Raw genomic sequence first — 22,664 nt, forward strand, 5'->3', positions numbered from 1 at the left:
ATCGAGCCGCGGTTTGATAAATGGCCGGCGCCGAGCAATCAGGGTCGTCAATCGTGGATCGTGGAAGCGAGCCTGATACGGCTCATCAATGGTGAAAATTGGCGGTGGGATTGCACAGGCTTCTGCGCGCACGGCGAAGGGAAGGGCAAAAACGAGCAACATGCCGAGCAGTTTTGCCGAATATATCCGCTTCTGGCCCGCTGGCGTTTTGAATGATGCAACCATTCTCATTCTCCAGTATCGGACCGCAGCCTGCCTCGATCTTAAGAATCCTTGTCATTCAGGCTTTCGTCAGATCTTGCGCTGCTTGAACGCGCAATTGATCGAAATCCGTCGGTCAATTTGAAAAAATTCTTCGCCCCGAAAGGTCCGTCATAAGACCGCCGCCAGCATCACGCAGGTCGGTCGGCGCTTGCTCGATCTGATAGGGATTTTGGTTCGGCAGGGTTAGGCGTACCCGGCCAACCGCCGGGCACACCTATTGCCTCGATCAGGTCTTTGCGGCCTTGGCAAAGGTCGGATCGAATGTCTTCTCGAAGGGCACGTCCGCATTGGCGAGTTCGGGATCGAGCGCCTTCAACACGCCCATCATGGAATTATAGCCTTCCATCGTGACCATGCCGTCCTGGGAATACATTTCCTTGGAATTTTTGAAGGCCTGCATATAGAGGTCGCGATTGCCGAGCAAATATTCTTCCGGAACGACGCCGGCGACGTCTTCGGGGCTTGCCGCCGCGATCCATTTCAGGGCCTTCATGAAGGCATTGACCGTCTTTTGCGTGGTGATCGGGTTCTCTTTCGCAAATTCGCGCTTGATATAGACGGTCGCGGCCGGGTTCGGACCGCCGAAAAGTGCACGCGTACCGGCCTCGGTGCGCGTATCCAGAAGCACCGTGATGTCGCCATCATACTGCAACTGCGCGATAACCGGATCGAGATGGGAAAGGCCGTCGATCTGACCGCTCTTGACCGTGGCAACCGCGCCGGCCCCGCCGCCGACGCCGATCAGCGATGCATCATCGGTCTTCAGCCCGCTCTTCAGCATGGCATATTGGAACATCAGCGCCGTCGAGGAGCCTGGCGCGGTCACGCCGATCTTGCGGCCCTTCATGTCCGCCATCGACTTGATCTCGCCGGCGAGATCCTTGCGAACGGCGATGACGATACCGGGGAAGCGGCCGAGATTGCAGATCGCGACGATATCCTGTCCTTTGTTCTGCATGCGGATCGTATGTTCGTAGGCGCCAGCGACGACATCGAGGGAGCCGCCGATCAGTCCCTCCAGCGACTTCGAACCGCCGGCGAAATCATTGATAGTGACGTTGAGACCCTCCTCCTTGAAGAAGCCCTTCCGCTCGGCGATCGTCAGCGGCAGGTAATAAAGCAGAGGCTTGCCGCCCACACCGATCAACAGGTCCGGTTTTTCCGGTTTCGCATCCTGTGCCGCGGCGGGCAGGATGCCGGTAAGCGATGCGCCGATGCCGAAGCTCGCCGTTCCGATCAGAAATGTTCTGCGTTCCATGTCCCTTGTTCCTCCACTTCGCTATTCTCAATGCGCTATTGGCCGCGCCAGGCGAGCAGACGCCTTTCGACCATCGTCATCATCCAATCCACCAACAGGACGAAAGCGGTCAGAACCACCATGCCCGCAAAGACGCCTGTCACGTCAAAGACACCCTCGGCCTGCTGAATGAGGTAGCCGAGACCGGCGGCAGAACCGAGATATTCGCCGACGACCGCGCCGACGACGGCAAAGCCGACCGAAGTATGCAGGCTGGAAAACACCCAGGAAAGCGCGGAGGGCAGATAGACATGGCGCAGCAGCTGTCGCTCGTTCATGCCAAGCATGCGGGCATTGGACAGCACCGGCTGGCTGACCTCCTTGACGCCCTGATAGACGTTGAAAAAGACGATGAAGAAGACGAGCGTGATGCCGAGCGCCACCTTGGACCAGATACCGAGGCCGAACCACAGTGCGAAGATCGGAGCCAGCACGACGCGTGGCAGTGCATTCGCCGCCTTCACGTAAGGGTCGAAGACAGCCGCAATTAGAGGCCGGCGAGCGAACCAGAAGCCGAAGACGATGCCGCCGAAGGCGCCGAGCAGGAAGGCAAGGATCGATTCCGATAGCGTGATCCAGAGATGATACCAGATCGATCCGCTGGCGAACCACTGGATGACACGCTGTGCGACCTTGAGCGGATCGGCAAAAAAGAAGGATATGGTTTTCGGATTGCCGAAGAGGCCGGTATTCGTCGCCAGATGCCAGAGTACCAGAATGACCAATGCCACCAGGATCTGCAGCAGGAGAAGGAGGGAACGGTTCATGCGATCTCTCCGCTGCTCTGGCGATAAGCGGTCATCACCTCATCGCGCAGCGCCTGCCAGATATCGCGATGCAGCCGGTTGAATACGGGATCGTGACGTATCTCGCCGATGTCGCGCGGCCGTTCCAGCGGCACTTTGAAGTCACCGATAATGCGGGATTTCGGACCGGCGGACATGATGACGACACGGTCGGCAAGGGCAATCGCCTCATCGAGATCGTGGGTGACGAACATCACTGCCTTGCGGTCCTCGGACCAGAGGTTCAGCAGCAGGTCGCCCATGATCAACCGGGTTTGCGCATCGAGCGGGCCGAAAGGTTCGTCCATCAGGAGCAGTTTGGGATTGCGGATGAGCACCTGCGCAAGACCGACCCGCTTGCGCTGGCCGCCTGAGAGCATGCGCGGGAAACGATCGGCAAATGTGGCAAGGCCGACGCGCCCCAGCCAGTCGCGCGCAATCCGTCTTGCCTCGGCCCTATCCAAGCCCGCGATCTCAAGCCCGATCGCAACATTCTCGAGAACCGTTTTCCACGGCATCAGCGAATCCTGCTGGAAGAGATAGCCCGCCTGGCGGTTGATGGATTTCAGGGGCTGGCCGAAGACTTCGACCGTCCCTGACGCCGGTGTCAAAAGCCCCGCCGTCGCATTGAGAAGTGTGGATTTGCCGCAGCCCGTCGGGCCGACAATAGCCACGAACTCATGCGCCTCTACATTCAGATTGGTCGCCGCTACGGCGTCGAACCGTGTCTTGCCGGCCATTTCAAAGGAAATCGCCACCTGTTTCAGGCTGACCGCCCTCACAGCCTCCATCGTCATGCCCTGCTTTCCTCCCGGACGCCCGTAACCTCGCGCGGACATCAGGCATTGTCATGTCCGATCAACAGATCAAAGCAAGCCCTATCAGTCAATATGCGGATTGGCTCGGCTTCCGTTCTGCTGCAGGGAAAGAATGCAAAAGCCCCGACAGTTGCTGCCGGGGCTTGGCAAGTTTCGTTGCAATCGGGCGGTCAGGCTGCACGCCGCCGGTGCCGGCCCTCCTGAACTTCCTCTACGATCTTGTCGACGAAGGCCGGAAGATCGTCGGGCGACCTGGACGTGATGATGCCTTCATCGGTCACGACCTTTTCGTCCTTCCAGTTCGCGCCGGCATTTTTGACATCTGTCTTGATGGACCAATAGGAGGTTGCCTGACGTCCTCGCAAGGCATCGGCCTCAACGAGCAGCCAGGGTGCGTGGCAGATGGCGGCGACCACCTTGCCGGAATTCAGGAACTCGCGGACGACGCGCATGGCATCTCCTTCAAGGCGCAGCTTGTCGGGATTGATCTGGCCGCCTGGCAGCACCAGCGCATCGAACTGGTTCACGTCGACATCCCCGGCCATGAGATCGACGTCGACGCTGTCGCCCCAATCGGTCTTGTCCCAGCTCTTGATACTATCCTTCTTGACGGAGGCAACCTTGACGTCAGCGCCACGCTTCCTGAGTTCGTCGAGAGGAACGCGAAGTTCCGAACGCTCGTAGCCATCCGTCGCCAGAATGAGGATATGTGCGGAATTGATGGAAGGCATGATCTATCCTTTCGCTATATCTTTGATGGAATGCCAGGTCCAAACCCTAGCCGCAGGCAATCGTTCCCGGTTTTTCTGGGAACCGCACCGAGATCCGGTGGTTATGATGGCAGCCGACAGGGAGAGATCGGATGGAGCAGGCAATCAAATTCGAGCAGTCAGGCTGGATTCCCAATAACCAGCGATTTCCTGTGATCGTCTATCGGCAGGTGCTCGAGGGGCCCGACCGAGCCGAAAGTTTCGAACGGCTCTTTCGAACCAATGGGTGGGGCGGCCTCTGGCGAAACGGCGTCTATTCCTTTCACCATTTTCATTCCACGGCCCACGAAATATTGGGCGTTGCGGCAGGTCAGGCCCGGCTGATGATCGGCGGACCCACCGGCAAGGAAATCACGGTCGAGGCCGGCGATGCCCTGCTGCTGCCGGCCGGAACCGGCCATTGCCGGCTGGAGGCGAGCGATGATCTGCTCGTGATCGGCGGCTATCCTCTCGGTCAAGAGGCCGATCTCTGCCGGAAAATGCCTACGGGCGAGCAGCAGGCGATGATCGAAAAACTTGGCGTGCCCGCAAGGGATCCGCTGAAAGGAGAGGCCGGTGGCCTCCTCTCCCTATGGCACGGCAAAGCCTAGCGCAGGCCGAAATCGAGCATCACCAGATACCCGGCAGCAATCGGAACCGAACGCGCTTGGAATAGTCGGCATAGCCTTCCAACTCGCCATAAAGCAGCGCATCTTCCCAGCTCGTGCGCAGGATCAGCACGGCGCTTGCCCAGCCGGCAGGGATCAAGGCCCACCAGGAACCGAGTGCCAGTGCCAGCCCCGCAAATACCAAGATCGCACTGACATAGCCGGGATGCCGCACGTAGGCGTAGGGACCGTCGCTGATGACGTGCTGGCCGCGTTCCCGCTGGAGGCGCACGCCGGGTTCGAAGAAGCGATTGACCGCCTGAGCCCACGTGGCGAGCGCGATGCCTGCCGCGAGCAGAAGATAACCGAGGATCACGATGGAGGTTGGCATCACCGACCATCCCATCCTGCCGGCATCCAGGGCTCCAAGCGGTATTTCGGCGATCATGCCAAGGAAGATCAGCGAGACCAGGATGAGATCCCAGCCTTGAGTTCCGGACTGGAAGCGGCTGCGCGCTTGGAAAATGACCGGGTTCACGCGCCGCATGATCAGAAACGCTATTCCATAGCTTACGATCAGGAACGCGATGAAGATCCATCCAGGCTGCCAGTCGAGGCGACCGGCAGGTAAGAAGATAAATACGAGCAGCCCCAGCGGCAGGCCGATCGCGTACAATAAGGCCTTCGTGCGGGACATCGGTTCGGGCTCGGTAACAGTCATGTATTGGCTCCTTGCAGGACAAACCTGCTGCGCTCGTCGACGGATTCATACCATATCGATGATGGAAGTGGACGGATCCGGCAATTCGAAGCCTTGACACCCGATGCGCCGGGTTTAGACCGGCCGAATGTCATTATGCTCCTTCCCCCCGGAGATTCCATGAAGTTCCTGGCATCCTTTTCCGCTTTCGTCGGCAAAACCTTTTCCATATGGGTCATCCTGTTTGCCGTCCTCGGTTTTTTCCTGCCCGACGTCTTCAAGCAGTTTGCACCCTGGATCGTCCTGCTTCTCGGCATCATCATGTTCGGCATGGGGCTGACGATATCCGTTGACGACTTTCGCGAGCTGGCGCGTCGTCCCCATGAGGTCGCGATTGGCGTCATCGCACATTTCGGCATCATGCCGGCACTGGCACTGCTTTTGACGCAAATCATTCCGATGCCGCCGGAAGTCGCCGCCGGCGTCATTCTGGTCGGCTGCTGCCCGGGCGGCACCTCGAGCAATGTCATGACCTATCTTGCCCGTGGCGACGTAGCGCTGTCGGTCGCCTGCACGAGTGTGACAACGCTTGCAGCGCCGATCGTCACGCCGTTCCTGGTGTGGATGTTCGCAAGCCAGTATCTGCCCGTCAATGCCTGGTCGATGTTCATTAGCATCGTGCAGGTTATCATCGTGCCGCTTCTGCTCGGTTTTGTCGCGCAGAAAGCCGTGCCCGGCCTGGTTCGTGCGGCAATCCCGGTTCTGCCTCTCGTCAGCGTCATCGGCATCGTATTGATCGTTGCGGCTGTCGTCGGTGCATCGAAGGCGGCCATCGTGCAGTCCGGCCTGCTGATTTTCGCCGTCGTTATCCTGCACAACGGTCTTGGCTATCTCTTCGGGTATTATGCGTCGAAGGTGCTCGGCCTCAATTTCTACAAGCGTAAGGCGCTGGCGATCGAAGTGGGCATGCAGAATTCAGGCTTGGGTGCAGCTCTGGCGACGGCTTATTTCTCGCCGATCGCCGCGGTTCCCAGCGCTATCTTTTCCGTCTGGCACAATATTTCCGGCGCGACCCTGGCAAACTGGTTTGCCGCGCGCGAAGACGCAGACGCGCCGCCGCGGCCCTGATATATCTACGCTTATGGGGGAAGGCCCGGTTTCCACCGGCGCCTCTCCGGCCGAGATGCTTGCAGCCGAGGGATCGTCGCTCAGCGCATATCCCTGGCAAGGGCACAATAGACAGATTGATCCGCAGTGTTGGAAAGTCGAGTCACTGCGAGCGCAATCGGCGGCAGCCGCGACCCCGCGCCAAGATGGATTGTTGCGCCATCGGTGCGGAGGAGGTTCAGCTGCGCCGCCAGATCAGGTTCGTCCAGCCCGTCGAAAATACCGCGGCCGCTGATCTTCAAGGCAGCCTCCTTGGCGACCCAGAGTCGGTAACAGACCTCCAGCGCCGCCGTGCTATCGAGAGTGGCCAAGGCGGCCGCTTCCTTTGGCGAGAAATGGTCGGCGGCAAAAGCTGCCGGATCGAAGCCGTTGATATCCTCGATCTCGATGTCCATGCCGACAGCGCTATTAGGCGCAAAGCCCGCCAGCAGCAGATCGCCGCGATGCGAAAGCGAAACGCCCAGTTCGTGATAGGGAGGCCTTAGCGCTGGCCGCTCGCTGGGCCGGCGATAGATGGAAAGATCGTCCCGTTGTGTGGCTTCTCTCAAGGCTGTTTGCGCGATCTGATCACGCTCTGCTCGTCCGCCGGGCATCGGGCGAACGAGGATGGCGATCGCATCTGCGACCGTCAGGACGACCTCAAATCGAGGGGCCGCCATCCGCGCTCACGCTGCGGCGGAGGGCAGGGCCTCTTTCTGAGCGACGGGAGCGGGCTCCTGCGCGGCTTGAACCGCCTGGGCGGGTGCGCCGACCCACGACGTTCCTTGCGGGATGGCTTCACCCTTCATGACCAGGGTCAGCAGTCCAATCTCGGCGAAATCGCCCACATTGGCCTCGTACAAGACGGTGCTGCCCGAGCCGATGGAGACGCCTTCGCCGATCGTGATACGACCGACCTTCATGATGCGGTCTTCATAGAGATGGGTCTGTGGGCAGGAGCCCATGTTGAGAACCGCATGGTCGCCGATATGGGTACAATCGAATTCGCAGATGTCGGTGCTGTTGATCCACGCACCCTGGCCGATCTTGGCGCCGAAGGGACGGAGCAGCCAGGGCAGGAAGGGCGTGCCGCGCAGATAGTCGAGCAGCATCTTGCTGGCGAGACCGCCGTAAAACACCGCAACAGCCTCCGTACGCATCGCCCACCACGACCACATCGGCCGGTTCATCGGCTTATAGGTGCCAATCAGCGTCCATTTGAACGCGACCGCGACGAGATAGAGGATGCCGGAGGTCGCCAGGCCTGCAGCCATCAGGGTCCAGAAAAGGCTGCCCCAGGCGCCGTTGTCGATTTCGCTGGCCAACATGTCGGACATGGCGAGTGCCATGACGATGAGGATCGCGGTCGGCAGCGACGTGTGCATGGCCTCGAACAGGATGCGCACAAGGCGCATGCGGAGCGGTGGCGCATAGGTAGTGTTGGCAGCCGCCTGCAGCCTCTCGCGCGTCGGGAACTGGAAGGCAGGGCTGCCGCACCAGGTTTCGCCAGACTTGACGTGCATGGAATCGGGCAGGCGCGTCTTGATGCCGATGAGCGAATCGCTTTCGATCACGGCACCCTGCGAAATGACCGAGGAATTGCCGAAGAAGCAGCGATCGCCGGTCTTCAGGCGCTTGAGTATCATCCAGCCGTTCTGGATTTCCTCGTCGCCGAAAATCGTCTCGTCGCCAATGAAGTTGTCGCGGCCCATTTCGATCAGATCGTAGCGGCCGGCGAAGTTTGCCGAAATCTCCGTACCCTTGCCGATCTTGGCCCCCATCAGGCGGTACCAGTTGCGCATGAAGACGGTAGCGTAGAGCGAATTCAGGGTTTCCAGCATAGCCTCTGTGGTCAGGCCGACGACCCATTTGCGGAAATAGAGATTGCCGAAGATGGAGTAACGGCCCGGCACGACGCGAGGCAACAGCACCCATCTGAGCGCCACCACCACTGCCATGGACACGACGATCAGCAGGAATGCGGCCGGCCAGGAGAGCGCAGCGATCATCCCCCAGGATAGGGCCTCATCGGAGCCGGGCGCGTAGATCTGCTGCACGGCGGAGAACAGATAGAAGGCCGGGAAGATCGGCAGCAGGCCGACGACGAGGCTGAGATTGTAGGCAACGAAATAGGCGCCGAACTGGAAGATGCGCCCGGCGGTTCCAAGCTCCGGATGGGCGGGCATCTCTTCATGCTCGGCATGCCCGGTCCGGCGGGCGGGCGAACCGTCCCAGCGCGTATGGGCTTCGACATGGGTGCCGGCGGCAATCGCCGTCAGATCGCCGATGACGGCACCGTCGTCGATCTTGACGTTATGGCCGATGACGGAGCCATTGCCGACCTGCACGCCTTCGCCGATATCGATCGTGCCCACATGGATCTCATTGCCGATGACTTCGACATTGGCGAGTTTGATCTTAACGCCAAGGCTGGATCTTGCGCCGATGCGCACAAGATCGATCGCGCCTTCCTCGAACTCGTCGATCATCGCATCCTTGCCGACCTGGGCGCCCAGTGCGCGCATATAGACCCGAATGAGCGGTGAGCCCTTGAGGAATTTCGGAGCGGTGAGCTGTACGATGCGCTGCATCAGCCAGATGCGGAAATAATAGGTGCCCCAGAGCGGATAGACACCGGGCTTTGTACGGCCGATGACAAGCCATTTGAGAGCGATAACGACAAGCTTCTCGCCGAGATTGAGAGCGAGGTAGACGCCGCCCAGAATGAGAATTTCATTCCAGAGCGATGCACCGTCATCGATCAGCAGGATCGAGGCGAGCAGAAGGCCGATCCATTGCAGCGTTGCGATCGCGACGATGAAGGGCAATACCACGGCCTGAGCGAGACCACAGAGGATGCGCCGGCGCAGCGGCACCGGTTCGAAATTCTTGCGTTCCTGTCCCGAGGTGCTTTCGGCGCGCTGCTCCAGGATCGCGGCAATGCCGCGCAGGGTGCGGCCGGCGTAGACGTCGCGCAGGGCGATGCTGGCGAGCAGCGGGATCTTGCGCACTTCGGAAACAAACCGGGCCGCGAGCATGGAATGGCCGCCAAGTTCGGTGAAGAAATCCGCTTCGAAGCCGATAGAGCGCAGTCGAAGCGCCTCGGTTGCGGCCTTCAGCAGCTGTGCTTCCGTCCACGTGCGCGGCGGCTCTTGTGCCTGGGTTGGCTGATCGGCCACCAGCGGAATGGCGGCAAGCGTCTTGCGGTCGATCTTGCCGGACGGAAGACGCGGCAGCGAGACATGGCTATGCCAGGCGGCGGGCACCATATAGGGCGGCAGTTTGGCTGCAAGCACGGTGCGCGCCTTGTCTCGATCGAAGCTGCTGCCCGTGGTAACAACGTGGGCGACCAGCATGTCCTCGCCATCCGGCGGGCGGTGCACGACGACGGATGCAGCCTTCACGTCCGAAAGTTCGCCCACGACCGTTTCGATCTCGCCGAGCTCGATGCGATAGCCGCGAATCTTGACTTGGTCGTCGATGCGCCCGAGGAAATGGAGCTGTCCTTCCTCGTCCATCAATACGGCGTCGCCGCTGCGGTAAAGCACCGGGTCGTCATGGCCGGCGAAGGGGTTGGCGATGAACTTCGCGGCTGTCAGCTGCGGCAGGTTTCTGTATCCGGCAGCGACGCCCGGTCCGCCGATCAGCAATTCGCCGGTATCGCCGCGAGCAACGAGCTGCAGGTTTTCGTCGACAACGTAGGCGGTCGTGTTGGCGATCGGGCAGCCGATCGTGATCGGCCGGGAAGGATCGAGCTCGGCATAGGTTGCAACCACCGTCGTCTCGGTCGGGCCGTAGGTATTGATCAGGCGCCGGCCGGCTTTGGAAAAGCGGCTGACGATCGCCGGAGGGCAGGCTTCGCCGCCGACGATGATGACGCGCAGGCTCTCGACATCACGTTCCAGCATGGTCAGCAGAGTCGGCACGGTGTCGATGACCGTGATCTTTTCGGCTTCCAGCACGTCTGCGAGCCTGTCGAGCTCGGCCATGACGGCGGATGTCGCCACTTTCAGCGTTGCGCCGACCAGATAGGGAACGAATATCTCCTCAAGCGAAAGGTCGAAGGCGACCGAAGCCTGCTGAAGAACGACGTCCGATTCGACCATGCCGAGGACATCGTTGCCGGCCCGCAGATAATGGCAGATGTTCCGGTGCGTGACGACGATGCCCTTCGGCTTGCCCGTGGAGCCGGACGTATAGATGGCGTAGGCGGGATCGTCGTGAGTGGCGGCGCGTGGCGCAATGCCATCATCGTCTTCTGCGAGCAGTGTCTTGAGGATCAGCGTCTGGCCGTCGAATTCGGGGGCGAGGGCCACCTTTTCGTCATGCGTCAGCAGCCATTTCGCGCCGCAATCGGCGAGGCTGACGGCCACGCGGTCGGCAGGGGCAGACGCATCGAAGGGAATATAGGCAGCTCCGGCCTTGAGAATCGCCAGAAGCGCGACATGTAGCTCAAGGGAGCGCTGGAACCAAAGGCCGACGAAATCGCCGGGGCCGATACCGCGACGGCTGAGCGCGCGCGCCGCCTCGTCGGAGAGCCGGTCTAGTTCGGCATAGGTCATCGCCCGGTCGGTTCCGATCAGGGTCAGTGCCGTCTTGTCGGGGCTGCGGGCGACCGTTGCCTTGAAGATGTCCACCAGGGTTTCATTGCGGACGAACTCAGGCCGAATGCCGCCTGAGAAAACCGAGAGGCTGGCATTTGGGGTAATCGACGAAATCTGGATAGTCATGGTAACTTCTGCGGAACGAAACTCGGCACAATCGGCGTGCCATCTATCGATGCTTATACACCTTTCAATTTGCAGCTCTCTTACGGGCGTTGTCAGTGAATTGTAATGTTGGGAAAGCTATGCTTGGTTTGCTGCGGGGCGAGCCCTGCGTGCTATCTCGGAAGAAGGATTGATATTGATATCGTTGCGCATATTCGGGCGAAGAGCCGGCTGGCCCCGCTGGCTGTCCGTTCTCTTGGTGACGGCTTTGCTGAGCTCGCCAGGTATGGAGGCATCAGCTCGTTCGCATAGCAGTGTTCTGGTCGAAGATGCCGGCACCTTGCGGCCGTTGCGTGAGATCTATGCGGTCGTTGCGCGCGAGATGCCGGGAAAGGTGCTGCGAATCAAGCGGGTTCGCCGGGCCGGACGTCAAGCCTATGCCGTGCGCGTGTTGAAGCCGGATGGCAAACGTGGTGATATAGTGCTCGACGGCGCAACACTCGCCGTGATCGAGAGACGCTGAGAATGCGCATTCTGATTGCTGAGGATGAGCCCAGTATTGTGGCGGACATGCGCCGCTGCCTGGAGGACCAGCATTATGTCGTCTCGACCGTAAGCAACGGCGAGGAAGCTTGGTATCGCGGCGATATCGAGCATTTCGATCTGGTCATCCTCGATCTCGGGCTTCCGAAGCTTGACGGACTGACGGTTCTGCGACGTTGGCGCGCGGAACGCCGCGGCATGCCTGTCATCATATTGACCGCGCGCGACGGCTGGCGCGACAAGGTCGACGGCATGGATGCGGGTGCCGACGACTATCTGACCAAGCCCTTCCGTATGGAGGAGCTTCTGGCGCGGGTGCGCGCCCTGATGCGCCGTGCCGCGGGGCAATCTTCTCCGATCCTTTCCAATGGTGTGCTGGAGCTCGACACACGTCAGCGCACGGTTTCGTTTCGCGGGCAGCCGGTTCAGGTGACGGCGCTCGAATATCGGCTTCTTGCCTATCTGATGCACAATGCCGGCACCGTGCTTTCCCGAACGCAGATCGCCGACAGCATCTATGACGAAGAGACGGAGCTGCTGTCGAACGCGCTCGAAGTGGTCGTCGCGCGTCTCAGGCGCAAGTTCGACGGCACCGTCATCGAGACCCGGCGCGGCCAGGGCTACATCATTCCGCGCGAGGCGCCGCCGTCATGACGCCGTTCTCGCTGCGAGGGCGGTTGCTGCTGGGTTCCGTAGTGGCGATCATCGTTGCGACCTTTCTTGCCGGGGTCGGCATCAACGCCATTTCCGGGCTGGCCGTCAGGGCGCTTGCCCTCTCTGAAATAGACGAGGAGTTGCGCGTTCTGCTGGCGGCGGTCGATATCAATTCGTCCAATCAGCTCTTCCTCGACGACACGCCGACGGATCCCCGCTTCGGCATCCCGAATGGTGGCTTCTATTGGCAGGTGGGCCGCAATGGTACCGTCGAGTTGCGCTCCCAATCGCTCTGGGAGCAGAACCTGCCCTGGCTGCGCGCCCGCCCTCGCGATGCCGGCCGGGCGACGGATATGAAAGGGCCGAACGGCAGCCGTCTTCTCGCCGTCGAACGGTCTATTTCGATCCCCTCGGCCACGGGCGACCAGATGGTCGATATCGTCATGGCGCTCGACAACAGCGAGCTTGCGCCGGCGCGCTGGCGCTTCTTTTATGCCATGGCGCCGTCTCTCGGCGTGCTGTCGGTCGCCCTGATCGGGGCGGTCGTGGTATTTCTGCGCTATGGATTGCGGCCGCTCAACGATCTGCGCGCGGCCCTGATGGCGGTGCAGGAGCGATCCGCACGCAAGATCACCGGTCAGTTTCCGCGAGAAGTGCAGCCTCTTGTGGACGATCTCAACGGTTTGCTCGCATCCCGCGAGACGCAATTGACGCAGGCGCGCGCTCGCGCCGGCGATCTGGCGCATGGTCTGAAGACCCCGCTCGCAGCACTAGAGGCGACCGCACGCATTCTCTCCGAAGAGGGCATGTCGGAGAGGGCCGCGGCTATCCAGACGGAGGTCAGCCGGATGGAGGCGCAGATCAAGCGAACGCTTGCGCAAACCCGCGCGAGCCTGGCGGCCGCCCATACCGTCGGCGTCATGGACGCCAGCGCCGATCTCCAGAAGATCATCTCGGTCATGCGGCGTCTCTCGGCCGAGCGGAAAATCGATTTCGAGCTCGAGGCACCGCCGGAGATGTGGCTGGCGATCGACGAGGCGGATTTTGCCGATATCACGGGCAATTTGATTGACAATGCCAGGAAATGGACGACTGGCAAAGTCAAAGTTCGCCTGTCGCAGTTGCCCGAGGGGGTGGAACTGTGCATCGAGGACGATGGTCCCGGCCTGCCCGAGGATGCGGAAATGGCTTTCATCCGGCGCGGTAGGCGGCTGGACGAAAGCATCGCCGGAACCGGCTTCGGCTTGGCGATCGCCAAGGATCTGGTCGAAGCCTATGACGGCAAGCTGACGCTCGCCCGCTCCAACCTTGGAGGGCTGTCCGTCACCGTCAATTTGCCGACGCGCTTGGTGAAGGACAGACAGGCGGCGCTGGAAAATTAGAGCATTCCGGGAAAAGTGCATCGCGGTTTTCACGATTCGAGGAAACGCGAAGAGGCTCTAATTCGGCACGGCCGATTGGTCAGGAAACAAGGATGGATATCGCAGAATTGGTCGCCGGAGCGCAGTGAAATCTGATTTATACAGCGTTCATGACCGCACTAAGTTAAGATTGAATTCAAGTGCGTGCTGCATCCTTGCTCGAACTCTAGGCGCTAACGGAGTCTCGTTGCCGTTGAAAATGTGGCCGTGCTCGGCCATCAGGTCCAATAGAAGGACGCTCGTATAGAGACGGAAAAGCCGGTCATCGGTTTGCCCGGCATGCCGGAGCCACGCAAAGACGTAGCTCACGGGGCCACCATAAGCCATCAGAGCAGCCAGTGTTAAAGCAGCAGGATAACGTGGATCGCCAAAGCAAAGATCATCGACATCGACGATGCCGCTGAACGCGCCCTCTGGTGTCACAATCACGTTCTTCGTCGTGGTGTCGTGGAGGAAAGGTGTGGCTTCGATCTTGTCGAGCTCTCCGCGTCTGGCAGCGACCTCATGTTCGATTGCGTCAACCAGCCCGATGTCAAACAATCCGGCAGATCCGATCCGGCCTCGCGAACGCGCAAGATTGGCAAGCAACACTTGCGGCCATGCGCCATGCGGCGCTTGTTCCGCTCGTGCGGCATATCCGTAGCGCCCCGCGGACTTCGTTCTTGCTGTGATGGCCTGAGCATGCGCCACCTGTGAGGCAATCGCATCGAGCTTCTCTTCCGAGAGGTTTAAGATGACAGAACCCAGATCCATGCCGGGAAAGCGTTCTAGCAGAAGCCAGGGAAACTCTGCGCCAATATCTTCGGCTATAATGGCTGGAAGCGGCACACCTCCGGGCCGCAACAATCCCGAAAGATAAGCCGCGCCGGCCATGTCGGCCCGAGCCGATGGATCGCCGATACGCACGACGGCTGGAGGCCGGTCAGCGAACTGAAGATCGAAGACATAGTGCCGTGTCCCGGTTGTGAAACGTCTAACGGCAACCGGATTGCAACCAATGGCCCCTGAGGCAATTGCAGCGGCAAGCTCGGCATCCGGTATTTGCCGCATTGGTGTTTTCTGTTTCATGTATGAATGGGCCTACGCCTGAGACCGAACATCAGTTGCAAATTCTCAACCTGCGATCGCTTTGAGATACCTCTCCGCCGAGCGCTCCACCACACCGTTGCCGTCGCTCTCGACCGTTCGGCCGGGGAATGCGCCGTAGATCGCTTCGAAACGATAGGATCGGACGGCTTCCGATATCGCCGTCACGGCCTTGGCATCGAGCGGAATGAGGTTTGGATAACTGCGCATGAAGCTGACGAACCTGCGGTCCATCGTCACCTGCATCGTGTCGCCGACGAAGAGTGCGCCGCGTCCGCCTTCGAGCCAGGGGCAATGGAGCACGCAACTGCCGTCGAAATGACCGCCGCAACGGATCATGGTCGCCTGGCCAATCGACAGCGTCTCGCCTGTCCAGGGACGCAGCAGAGCACTCCGCCTTTGCACCCATTCGCCATCATTGGCGTGGATATGGATCGGCACGCCGCCGCAGGCGGCACTCCATTCGGTCATCGACGAATAGAAATGAGGGTGCGAAATCGCGATCGCGCTTAAGCCGCCCATGGCAGCGATCCGTCCCTTGCTTGCCTCGTCGATAAGACTGAGGCAGTCCCAGAGGACATTGCCGTCACGTCCTTCGATCAGAAAGGCGCGCTGGCCAATGCCGAAATGGGGCGAGATCTGCAGACTGTGAACACCTTCGGCTTCCTCGTTCCAGATTACCTCATGCTCCCGGCCGAGGCTCGCCATGTCGCTCCATTCCTGTCCCGATTGAGGTACGAACTGGCGCTCGTCTTCGCAGATCGGGCAGGCCGGAGGTGACCTGTCGCCTTCGCCGAACTGTGTGCCACATGTGATGCAGATAAAATTCGTCATCTCGAACTCCTCGCCAGCCAGCCTTCCCAACCCTGCGGCCGTGGACCCAGCTGCACGGCAAATGGAGGCTTTTGTGCTATATTGGCCAGACATTGAATGGATCAAAGCAAAAAGGCGAAGCAACGATTCTCAGACAATCTCGTTGCAGACCGAAAAGCGTCGTTTTCAGGCCGACCTCTCTCGGAAAAATGGATATTCCTAACGAATGATGATAGGATTCATGGCGCCCTATCATCATGATTTTAATGCGAAAATTTTATTCTATTGGTTTGTGACAATCTGGCCTTGCAAAAGGCGTCAAAGACAAAGAAACATAGTCGGCTAAAGAAAGTTAGATAATCGCGATATTGATGCTCGGCATTTGTCCGGGGTCGCAGGCAAATGGAGGACCATCATGGCGTTTATCTTCGGCCTCGTTGCTCTAGCGGGCCACATCGCCCTTTTGCTCTGGGGCACGCGCATGGTCCAGACCGGTATCCAGCGTGCCTTCGGCCCCGATCTGCGCTCCTTTCTCGGCCGCGCGCTCAGCAATCGCACGAAGGCATTTTTTGCCGGCATCGGCGTCACCGCCATCCTGCAGAGCAGTACGGCTACAGGCCTCATGGCCTCAGGCTTTGCAGCCGGCGGGCTGGTGGATCTCGTGCCGGCGCTTGCCGTCATGCTCGGGGCCAATGTCGGCACGACGCTCATCGTCCAGGTGCTGTCTTTCAATGTCGCAGCGGCTTCGCCGGCGCTGATCCTGATCGGCGTGCTGATGTTCCGCCGAACCGGGAATTCACGCGTGCACGATCTTGGCCGCGTCATGATCGGGCTTGGCTTCATGCTTCTGGCGCTGCATCAGCTTCTCGACCTGATGACGCAGTATGAGGGGTCGAAGGCGCTCGCCTACGTCCTTGATGCGATCGCTGCGACGCCGGTGCTGAGCATGCTTCTCGCAGCCGTTCTGACATGGGCTGCCCATTCCAGCGTGGCCGTGGTGCTGCTCATCATGTCGCTTGCAAGCAAGGGGCTCGTCGATGTCGACCAGGCCTTTGCGCTCGTTCTCGGCGCCAATCTCGGCACCGCGATCAACCCACTCATCGAAGGGCAATCGGGAACGGATCTATCGGTGAAGCGGCTGCCCATCGGCAATATGTTGACGCGCATTGTCGGTGTGATCGCGATGATCGGCCTGCTGGAACCAGCCGCGCGCCTGTCGGCAATGATCGATAGCGACAGCGCCCGCGCTGTCGCCAATTTTCATACTGCCTTCAATGTCGTTTTGGCCGTGGTGTTCATGCCGCTATTGCGGCCCTATGCCGATCTATTGACCAAATTGCTGCCGCAGAAGATCGACGAGGCCGATCCGACGCGCCCGAGATATCTCGATCCGGCGGCCAAGGAAACGCCTGTGGTTGCTCTCGGCGCGGCAGCGCGCGAGGCGCTGAGACTGGTCGACGTGCTCTCGGAAATGCTTGCGGGCGCCAAGTCTGCCTTATCGGACACGGATCGAAAGGCGCTGACGCGATTGCGGTCGCTGGACAATATCCTCGATAGCCTGAACACGGCGGTAAAGACCTATCTGACTTCGATCGATCCCGATGAGCTCGGCGAAGCCGACCGGCGGCGTCTGAACGAGATCCTGCTGTTTTCGATGAACATGGAACATGCCGGCGACGTGCTCGACCAGAACCTTCTGCCGCACCTGGCAAAGCGCCTGCGCCGAGGTTTGAGTTTCTCGAAGGAAGGGCAGCTCGAACTGGCAACATTGTTCGACCGATTGCAGTCGAACCTTCAGACGGCGGCGGCTCTGTTCATGACACAGAATGAAAGTGCCGCCCGCATGCTGGCGGAGGAGAAGGTGATTTTCCGCAAGGCGGAACGCGATGGGACGGAAGCCCATTTCCAGCGCTTGCGCCAGGGCGGGATCGAGACCGCCGAGACCAGTTCGCTTCACCTCGACCTTCTGCGCGACCTCAAGCAGATCAATTCCCACCTCGTTGCCGCCGCAGCCTATCCCGTTCTGGAGGAGCGTGGCGAACTTTTGCAAAGCCGGACACCAAGTCCGGTTCCACCGGTTGCAGTGCCTGCACATGATTAAAGGACCCAGCTCCTCCGTCTAGCGGACGGCTGAGCGGGAATGCGGGACGCCGAGGTGGGTTCGATATGTCCATTGGTGACAGCCCTCTCATCGGCCGCAGCACTGCGCCATCAAAAGTTCCTTTGACCCCATCGTGAGAGCCATCGTGTAGGGAGGTAGTCAGCCAAACGCTGCCATTATCCATTGGATTGCGGGAGGCGCACCGAAATACCGAGTTCTCGCATGGATCTGTCGAAGATAAAAACACTGATCGATTTTGTTGGACGATCCAACGTTACCGAACTCACGGTAACGGAAAGGGATGTCACGGTTCGGATCTTCCGAACGCCCAATCCGACGGCTTCATTCGCGTCGGCGCAGGTCGCCGCCAGCGCAGCAACTGGTCGCGCTCAACAAGGTTGCGATGTTTCCGGAAGTTCACAAGGCGCGGCCGTCACCGTGAAGGCGCCGATCTTCGGCGTCCTGCACCGGGCGCCGGCACCCGGGCAGGAGCCTTTCGTCAAGATCGGCGACTTGGTGGAGGAGGGGCAGACGCTCTTCATCATCGAAGCGATGAAGGTCTTCAACAAGATAACAGCCCCGCAGGCCGGACGCATCAGGCAGATCACCAAAATAGATGGCGGCGAAGTCGAGACGGGCGACATGCTCGCGGAGATCGCATGATGGCGGAAGCTCTCGACAAGATGGGACTGGCAGGCCGACGTTTCGATACGGTGCTGATTGCCAATCGCGGCGAAATTGCCGCACGAATTCAGCGGGCCTGCCGCGAACTCGGCTTGAAGACGGTCGCGATTTGCTCTGAAGCCGATAGGCAGGCACCTTACGGCAAGACAGCCGACACCTTTCTATGCATCGGTCCGGCGACCGCAGCCGGCAGTTATCTCAATCAAGATGCGATCCTCCTTGCCGCGCAACTGACCGGAGCGGGTGCGATCCACCCCGGCTATGGTTTTTTGTCCGAGAACGCAGCCTTTTCCGAAGCCGTCGAGAGAGCCGGCCTCGCATTCATTGGGCCGGAAGCTTCCTCCATCGCGATCATGGGCGATAAGATATCGGCTAAACGGGCAATGATTGCAGCCGGAGTGCCCTGCGTGCCCGGTCCCGATACGTCGCTTCCGGATGATCCGGCATCGGTCGAGCAGATCGCCCAGGAGATCGGCTATCCCGTAATGATCAAGGCCGCCGGCGGCGGAGGCGGCAGAGGGATGCGGGTGGTTTCGGACGCAAGCGAGCTGCACGAAGCCATCGTGCTGACACGGGAAGAGGCTCGTCAGGCTTTCGGCTCTCCAGCACTCTATATGGAGAAGTTCCTCCAGCATCCGCGTCACATCGAAATTCAGGTGCTCTGCGATGGCAATGGCAATGCCGTCTGGCTCGGGCATCGCGATTGCTCGATGCAGCGCCGGCATCAGAAGGTCGTGGAAGAGGCTCCGGCGCCTGGGATATCTTCGGAAACGATCGGCTCCGTCGGCCTGGCCTGCGTAGAAGCCTGCCGGCAGATCGGCTATCGCGGCGTCGGAACCTTCGAATTCCTCTACGAAAACGGCGCCTTCTACTTCATCGAAATGAACACGCGCCTGCAGGTCGAGCATCCCGTCACCGAGATGACCAGCGGGATCGATATCGTTCAGGCGCAGATAATGGTCGCCCAGGGCAATTCCCTCGAAATGCGCCAGGACGATGTGGCATGTATCGGCCATTCGTTCGAATGCCGCATCAATGCCGAGGACCCCGAAAGTTTCCTGCCTTCTGCAGGCACGATCTCCGATCTGGCGCTGCCGGAAGGGCCGGGTATTCGGATCGATACCCATATTCGTGCCGGCTATCGCGTCTCGCCCTACTATGACTCGCTCATCGCCAAGTTGATCGTTCATGCGCCTACCCGGGCGGAAGCGATGACAAGAATGCGCGAAGCGCTCGCCGCCACCCGGATCGGCGGCATTTCCACCAACCTGCCATTGCTCTGCGCATTGTTCGAGGATGAAGGGTTTGCCCGCGGCGAGACGGATATCCACTATCTGGAGCAATGGCTTCGGCAGAGGAGAGCGGCATGAGCGCGATCGACTTTAGCGATCCTTCGACCATCGCAGCCCTAACCGATGCGCTGACGGCGGCAGGCGTCGATGGTCTGGAAATTTCGCGGCCGGGCGCCAATCTGCGTATCGTGGTTTCGAAGGCCGGACATGCTCAAATCAGCCTGACAGGAAACGCGCAGCCTCAGCTGGCGATATCGGTGGCGAAGGCGCCAATGGCGGGCCACTTCTATCCGCAGCATTCTTCGGATTCCGATGGAACCGGGCATCTTCCCCGTGCCGTCTCAAGCCAGGACGTGATCGGCTTTATCCGCATAGGTTCGGTCCTGCTTCCCATTCTCGCCGGCAGGTCCGGTTTGCTGGCCAGGCAATTGGTGGAGCCCGAAACCTTGGTCGGATTCGGGGATCCTCTGTTCGAAATCGAGCCGCTGTCATGATTGCCACCTCGAACACCGTCACATCGTCGCGCGAAATCGTTCCTGCCACTAAGGGCCGGGCCAGGATCTCCTGCATCGGCACCCGATCTTTCCTGCTCGAAGCGCCTGGCGAATTCGATCTGCCTGCGCAGCGGTGGATCTGGGCTCTGGCGCAAACGGTGAAGGGCTGGGCTGATATAGCGGAAGTGATCCCGGGGATGACCAATCTTCTGGCGATCTTCAAGGAGACGCCTGAGGACCCCGAACTAGTGACGGGTCGGCTTCTTGAGGCATGGAACAAGGCCGGGAGCCTCGACCTGGCAGGAAAGATCATCGAAATCCCCGTTCACTATGGCGGCACCTCTGCGATCGACCTTCCCGCGATCTGCGATTTTTGCGGCTTGAGCGACCGTGAGGTCGTGCGCATCCACTACGAGGCCAGTTACCGCGTCTTTGCCTTGGGAAGCGCCCCAGGTTTCGGCTACCTGCACGGGCTTGATCCGCGCATCTACATGCCGCGCAAGACCGTTCCGTCGCTCAGGATGGAGAAGGGCAGCGTGACGATCGGGGGGATGCAGACAGGCGTTGCGATGCTGACAGGTCCGAACGGGTGGAACTCGCTCGGCCACGCGAATCTGCAGATGTTCGATCCGGCCTCCGCGACGCCAGCCCTGATGGCGCCCGGCGATACGGTGCGCTTTCTGCCGGCAAGGATCGAGCTATGATCGAGATCATCGAAACCGGTCCGTTCAATACCATCCAGGATCTTGGTCGTCCCGGCTATCGCGACATCGGCGTCACGGCCAGCGGTGCGATGGATCCCCTTGCCGTGAAGATCGGCAATATCCTCGTTGGCAACGACGACGACGCGGCAGCGATAGAGGTTCAGACCTTTCCGTTCAAGCTGCGGTTCGAGACGGGTGGCATCTTTACCGTCACGGGCGCGGATAGCAGCCCCACGCTGGACGGACGGGAGCTGCGTTCCTGGTACACCCACGTCGCCGAGCCGGGTCAGTTCCTGGAGGTAAGGCAGCCGCCCAGGTTAGCGCGCGCCTATATCCTGTTCCGCGGAGGGCTGGACGTGCAGGTGCTCATGGGCTCGCGCAGCACATCCCTGCGCGGTGGCTTCGGCGGCAATGCCGGTCGAGCACTCGTCAAGGGCGATCAGATTGAATTCGGCATGCCTTCGGACGCACTCCCCCCGCCGCCAAGCGGCCTTGCGGTCATCGAGCCGGCGGTGGCTCTGCGTGATGTCTTTCCGGCCCTGGCCGACGGCGTGCTATCCATCCGTGCGATCGTTGCCGGCGAACATGAGCTGTTCGCCTCGGAAGGCGAGGCCTTCTGGGGCCAGATCTGGCGCATATCATCAAGCAGCGATCGCACCGGTTATCGACTGTCCGGCGAACCCATAAGGCCGATGGCAACGGTTGAGATGCGTTCGCATGGCGTGGTGCCTGGCGTGGTCCAGGTCCCGCCCGGCGGCGAACCGATCATTCAGATGAGCGACGCCAATACCGCGGGCGGCTACCCCAAGATCGCCGGCGTCGTCGAATGCGATCTCTGGCGGCTCGGTCAGGCACGGATCGGAAGCCGGTTGCGGTTCGTCCGTTCGACGCATGCCGAGGCACGTGCGGTGGAGCAGGCTGTAACCCGCTACGTCGAGGATATCAGGCAGACGTCGCAGATGGTCAAGCGTGCTTTGAGGGCAATGGCCTGACGGCAATTTCAACGATCAAGGGGAGGAAGCGGTGAAGATCGATCTGAATTCCGACATGGGTGAAGGTTTTGGTCCCTATCGGCTATGCGATGACGAAGCGATGATGAAGATCGTCTCATCGGCCAACATCGCCTGTGGTTTTCATGGCGGTGATCCGGAGACGATGGCGCGCATGGTTCGTCTCGCCAAGGAGAATGGCGTGGGCATCGGCGCGCATCCGGGCCTGCCGGATCGCGCCGGCTTCGGCCGCCGCGAGATGCCGTTCCAGCCGGACGAGCTTCGGCAGCAGATGCTCTATCAGCTTGGCGCATTGACCGCCATCGCCCGAAGCGAAGGCATGACCGTCGGACATTTCAGCTTTCATGCGGCCATGGGCAATATGGTCAATCGCGATCCAGCGCTCGCCGATCTGATGATGAACGCCATTGCCGCGGTCGATCCGCGCCTCGTCGTGTTTGTGACGCCTGACAGCGAAATCGAAAGGGCGGCAAAACGCGCGAAACTTAGGACGTTGGCGTTGTTCCTGGCCGACCGCGCCTATGATGCCGCTGGCAGGCTCGTTTCCCGCGGTCTGCCGGGCGCGCTGGTCAAGGACGAAGCTTCCGTACGGGCGCGAGTACGCCGTTTCCTCACCGATGGAACCGTCGAGGCAATCGACGGCACGGCGCTTAAAATGCCGGCGAGATCGGTCCTCGTACACTCCGATACGCCCGGTTCGCTGGAGCTTGCCCAAATTATCCGCAACGAAATCGAGGCCTCCGGAGCCAGCCTCGCGCCTGCCGCTGAGCTTGCATCCTGATTGCC

21 protein-coding genes are annotated in these 22,664 nt (G+C 60.4%); 12 read left to right on the plus strand and 9 right to left on the minus strand.

The window, feature by feature from the left end; translation table 11 throughout:
- Window positions 1–490: 490 nt before the first annotated feature.
- From AC13RM_RS01670 to AC13RM_RS01685, 4 genes are all read right to left on the minus strand, one after another.
- Complete coding sequence (locus tag AC13RM_RS01670; protein WP_488554503.1) at window positions 491–1,522, minus strand: ABC transporter substrate-binding protein; 1,032 nt, start codon at window positions 1,520–1,522, stop codon at window positions 491–493.
- Window positions 1,523–1,557: 35 nt separating this feature from the next.
- On the minus strand, window positions 1,558–2,328 hold the full coding sequence (locus tag AC13RM_RS01675; RefSeq protein WP_488554504.1) for an ABC transporter permease: 771 nt from the start codon (window positions 2,326–2,328) through the stop codon (window positions 1,558–1,560).
- A complete protein-coding gene (locus AC13RM_RS01680; RefSeq protein ID WP_488554505.1) occupies window positions 2,325–3,143 on the minus strand; it encodes an ABC transporter ATP-binding protein in 819 nt (272 codons plus the stop codon). Before AC13RM_RS01680 ends, AC13RM_RS01675 begins: the two co-directional genes overlap by 4 nt.
- Window positions 3,144–3,334: 191 nt before the next feature.
- A complete protein-coding gene (locus tag AC13RM_RS01685; protein WP_488554506.1) occupies window positions 3,335–3,895 on the minus strand; it encodes a DJ-1/PfpI/YhbO family deglycase/protease in 561 nt (186 codons plus the stop codon).
- 131 nt (window positions 3,896–4,026) lie between these two features.
- Between AC13RM_RS01685 and AC13RM_RS01690 the strand changes: the two genes are divergently transcribed.
- Window positions 4,027–4,524, plus strand: a complete 498-nt coding sequence (locus AC13RM_RS01690) for a cupin domain-containing protein (RefSeq protein ID WP_488554507.1) — start codon at window positions 4,027–4,029, stop codon at window positions 4,522–4,524.
- Between the two features lie 19 nt (window positions 4,525–4,543).
- Here AC13RM_RS01690 and AC13RM_RS01695 read toward each other — a convergent pair whose 3' ends face one another.
- The gene (locus tag AC13RM_RS01695; RefSeq protein WP_488554508.1) at window positions 4,544–5,242 is read right to left on the minus strand and encodes a methyltransferase family protein; all 699 of its coding nucleotides are present in this window, start codon (window positions 5,240–5,242) and stop codon (window positions 4,544–4,546) included.
- A 159-nt stretch (window positions 5,243–5,401) separates the two neighbouring features.
- Between AC13RM_RS01695 and AC13RM_RS01700 the strand changes: the two genes are divergently transcribed.
- Window positions 5,402–6,349 (plus strand): bile acid:sodium symporter family protein, encoded by a 948-nt coding sequence (locus AC13RM_RS01700; RefSeq protein WP_488554509.1) that lies wholly within the window; start codon window positions 5,402–5,404, stop codon window positions 6,347–6,349.
- An 80-nt stretch (window positions 6,350–6,429) separates the two neighbouring features.
- On the opposite strand, the gene AC13RM_RS01705 is transcribed toward AC13RM_RS01700, so the two are convergent.
- The gene (locus tag AC13RM_RS01705; RefSeq protein WP_488554510.1) at window positions 6,430–7,047 is read right to left on the minus strand and encodes a 4'-phosphopantetheinyl transferase family protein; all 618 of its coding nucleotides are present in this window, start codon (window positions 7,045–7,047) and stop codon (window positions 6,430–6,432) included.
- A gap of 6 nt (window positions 7,048–7,053) precedes the next feature.
- Window positions 7,054–11,097, minus strand: a complete 4,044-nt coding sequence (locus tag AC13RM_RS01710) for a Pls/PosA family non-ribosomal peptide synthetase (protein WP_488554511.1) — start codon at window positions 11,095–11,097, stop codon at window positions 7,054–7,056.
- Between the two features lie 265 nt (window positions 11,098–11,362).
- Between AC13RM_RS01710 and AC13RM_RS01715 the strand changes: the two genes are divergently transcribed.
- From AC13RM_RS01715 to AC13RM_RS01725, 3 genes are read left to right on the plus strand one after another with little or no spacing between them, the layout of a single operon-like run.
- Window positions 11,363–11,599, plus strand: a complete 237-nt coding sequence (locus AC13RM_RS01715; protein WP_113229111.1) for a PepSY domain-containing protein — start codon at window positions 11,363–11,365, stop codon at window positions 11,597–11,599.
- 2 nt (window positions 11,600–11,601) lie between these two features.
- Complete coding sequence (locus AC13RM_RS01720; protein ID WP_015342375.1) at window positions 11,602–12,273, plus strand: response regulator transcription factor; 672 nt, start codon at window positions 11,602–11,604, stop codon at window positions 12,271–12,273.
- Complete coding sequence (locus AC13RM_RS01725; RefSeq protein WP_488554512.1) at window positions 12,270–13,655, plus strand: sensor histidine kinase; 1,386 nt, start codon at window positions 12,270–12,272, stop codon at window positions 13,653–13,655. Before AC13RM_RS01720 ends, AC13RM_RS01725 begins: the two co-directional genes overlap by 4 nt.
- A 147-nt stretch (window positions 13,656–13,802) precedes the next feature.
- On the opposite strand, the gene AC13RM_RS01730 is transcribed toward AC13RM_RS01725, so the two are convergent.
- Both AC13RM_RS01730 and AC13RM_RS01735 read right to left on the minus strand, forming a co-directional pair.
- Window positions 13,803–14,762, minus strand: a complete 960-nt coding sequence (locus AC13RM_RS01730) for a phosphotransferase (protein WP_113229113.1) — start codon at window positions 14,760–14,762, stop codon at window positions 13,803–13,805.
- Between the two features lie 45 nt (window positions 14,763–14,807).
- On the minus strand, window positions 14,808–15,614 hold the full coding sequence (locus tag AC13RM_RS01735) for an MBL fold metallo-hydrolase (RefSeq protein WP_488554513.1): 807 nt from the start codon (window positions 15,612–15,614) through the stop codon (window positions 14,808–14,810).
- Between the two features lie 394 nt (window positions 15,615–16,008).
- On the opposite strand from AC13RM_RS01735, the gene AC13RM_RS01740 reads away from it, so the two are divergent.
- The 7 genes from AC13RM_RS01740 to AC13RM_RS01770 all read left to right on the plus strand — a co-directional run bounded on the left by AC13RM_RS01740 (window position 16,009) and on the right by AC13RM_RS01770 (window position 22,659).
- Complete coding sequence (locus AC13RM_RS01740; RefSeq protein WP_488554514.1) at window positions 16,009–17,694, plus strand: Na/Pi cotransporter family protein; 1,686 nt, start codon at window positions 16,009–16,011, stop codon at window positions 17,692–17,694.
- A gap of 222 nt (window positions 17,695–17,916) precedes the next feature.
- The gene (locus AC13RM_RS01745; RefSeq protein WP_113229116.1) at window positions 17,917–18,357 is read left to right on the plus strand and encodes a biotin/lipoyl-containing protein; all 441 of its coding nucleotides are present in this window, start codon (window positions 17,917–17,919) and stop codon (window positions 18,355–18,357) included.
- Window positions 18,357–19,748 (plus strand): acetyl-CoA carboxylase biotin carboxylase subunit, encoded by a 1,392-nt coding sequence (gene accC, locus AC13RM_RS01750; protein WP_488554653.1) that lies wholly within the window; start codon window positions 18,357–18,359, stop codon window positions 19,746–19,748. The genes AC13RM_RS01745 and accC overlap by 1 nt, the downstream gene beginning before the upstream one ends.
- Window positions 19,745–20,164 (plus strand): acetyl-CoA carboxylase, encoded by a 420-nt coding sequence (locus tag AC13RM_RS01755; protein WP_488554515.1) that lies wholly within the window; start codon window positions 19,745–19,747, stop codon window positions 20,162–20,164. The genes accC and AC13RM_RS01755 overlap by 4 nt, the downstream gene beginning before the upstream one ends.
- A complete protein-coding gene (pxpB, locus tag AC13RM_RS01760) occupies window positions 20,161–20,868 on the plus strand; it encodes a 5-oxoprolinase subunit PxpB (RefSeq protein ID WP_440477820.1) in 708 nt (235 codons plus the stop codon). Before AC13RM_RS01755 ends, pxpB begins: the two co-directional genes overlap by 4 nt.
- Entirely contained in the window at window positions 20,865–21,860 is a 996-nt protein-coding gene (locus AC13RM_RS01765; RefSeq protein ID WP_440477819.1) for a 5-oxoprolinase subunit C family protein, read from the plus strand. Before pxpB ends, AC13RM_RS01765 begins: the two co-directional genes overlap by 4 nt.
- Window positions 21,861–21,891: 31 nt before the next feature.
- The gene (locus AC13RM_RS01770; RefSeq protein ID WP_488554516.1) at window positions 21,892–22,659 is read left to right on the plus strand and encodes a 5-oxoprolinase subunit PxpA; all 768 of its coding nucleotides are present in this window, start codon (window positions 21,892–21,894) and stop codon (window positions 22,657–22,659) included.
- Window positions 22,660–22,664: the final 5 nt, after the last annotated feature.

The organism is Martinezella sp. CNPSo 3732 (genome assembly GCF_057784515.1).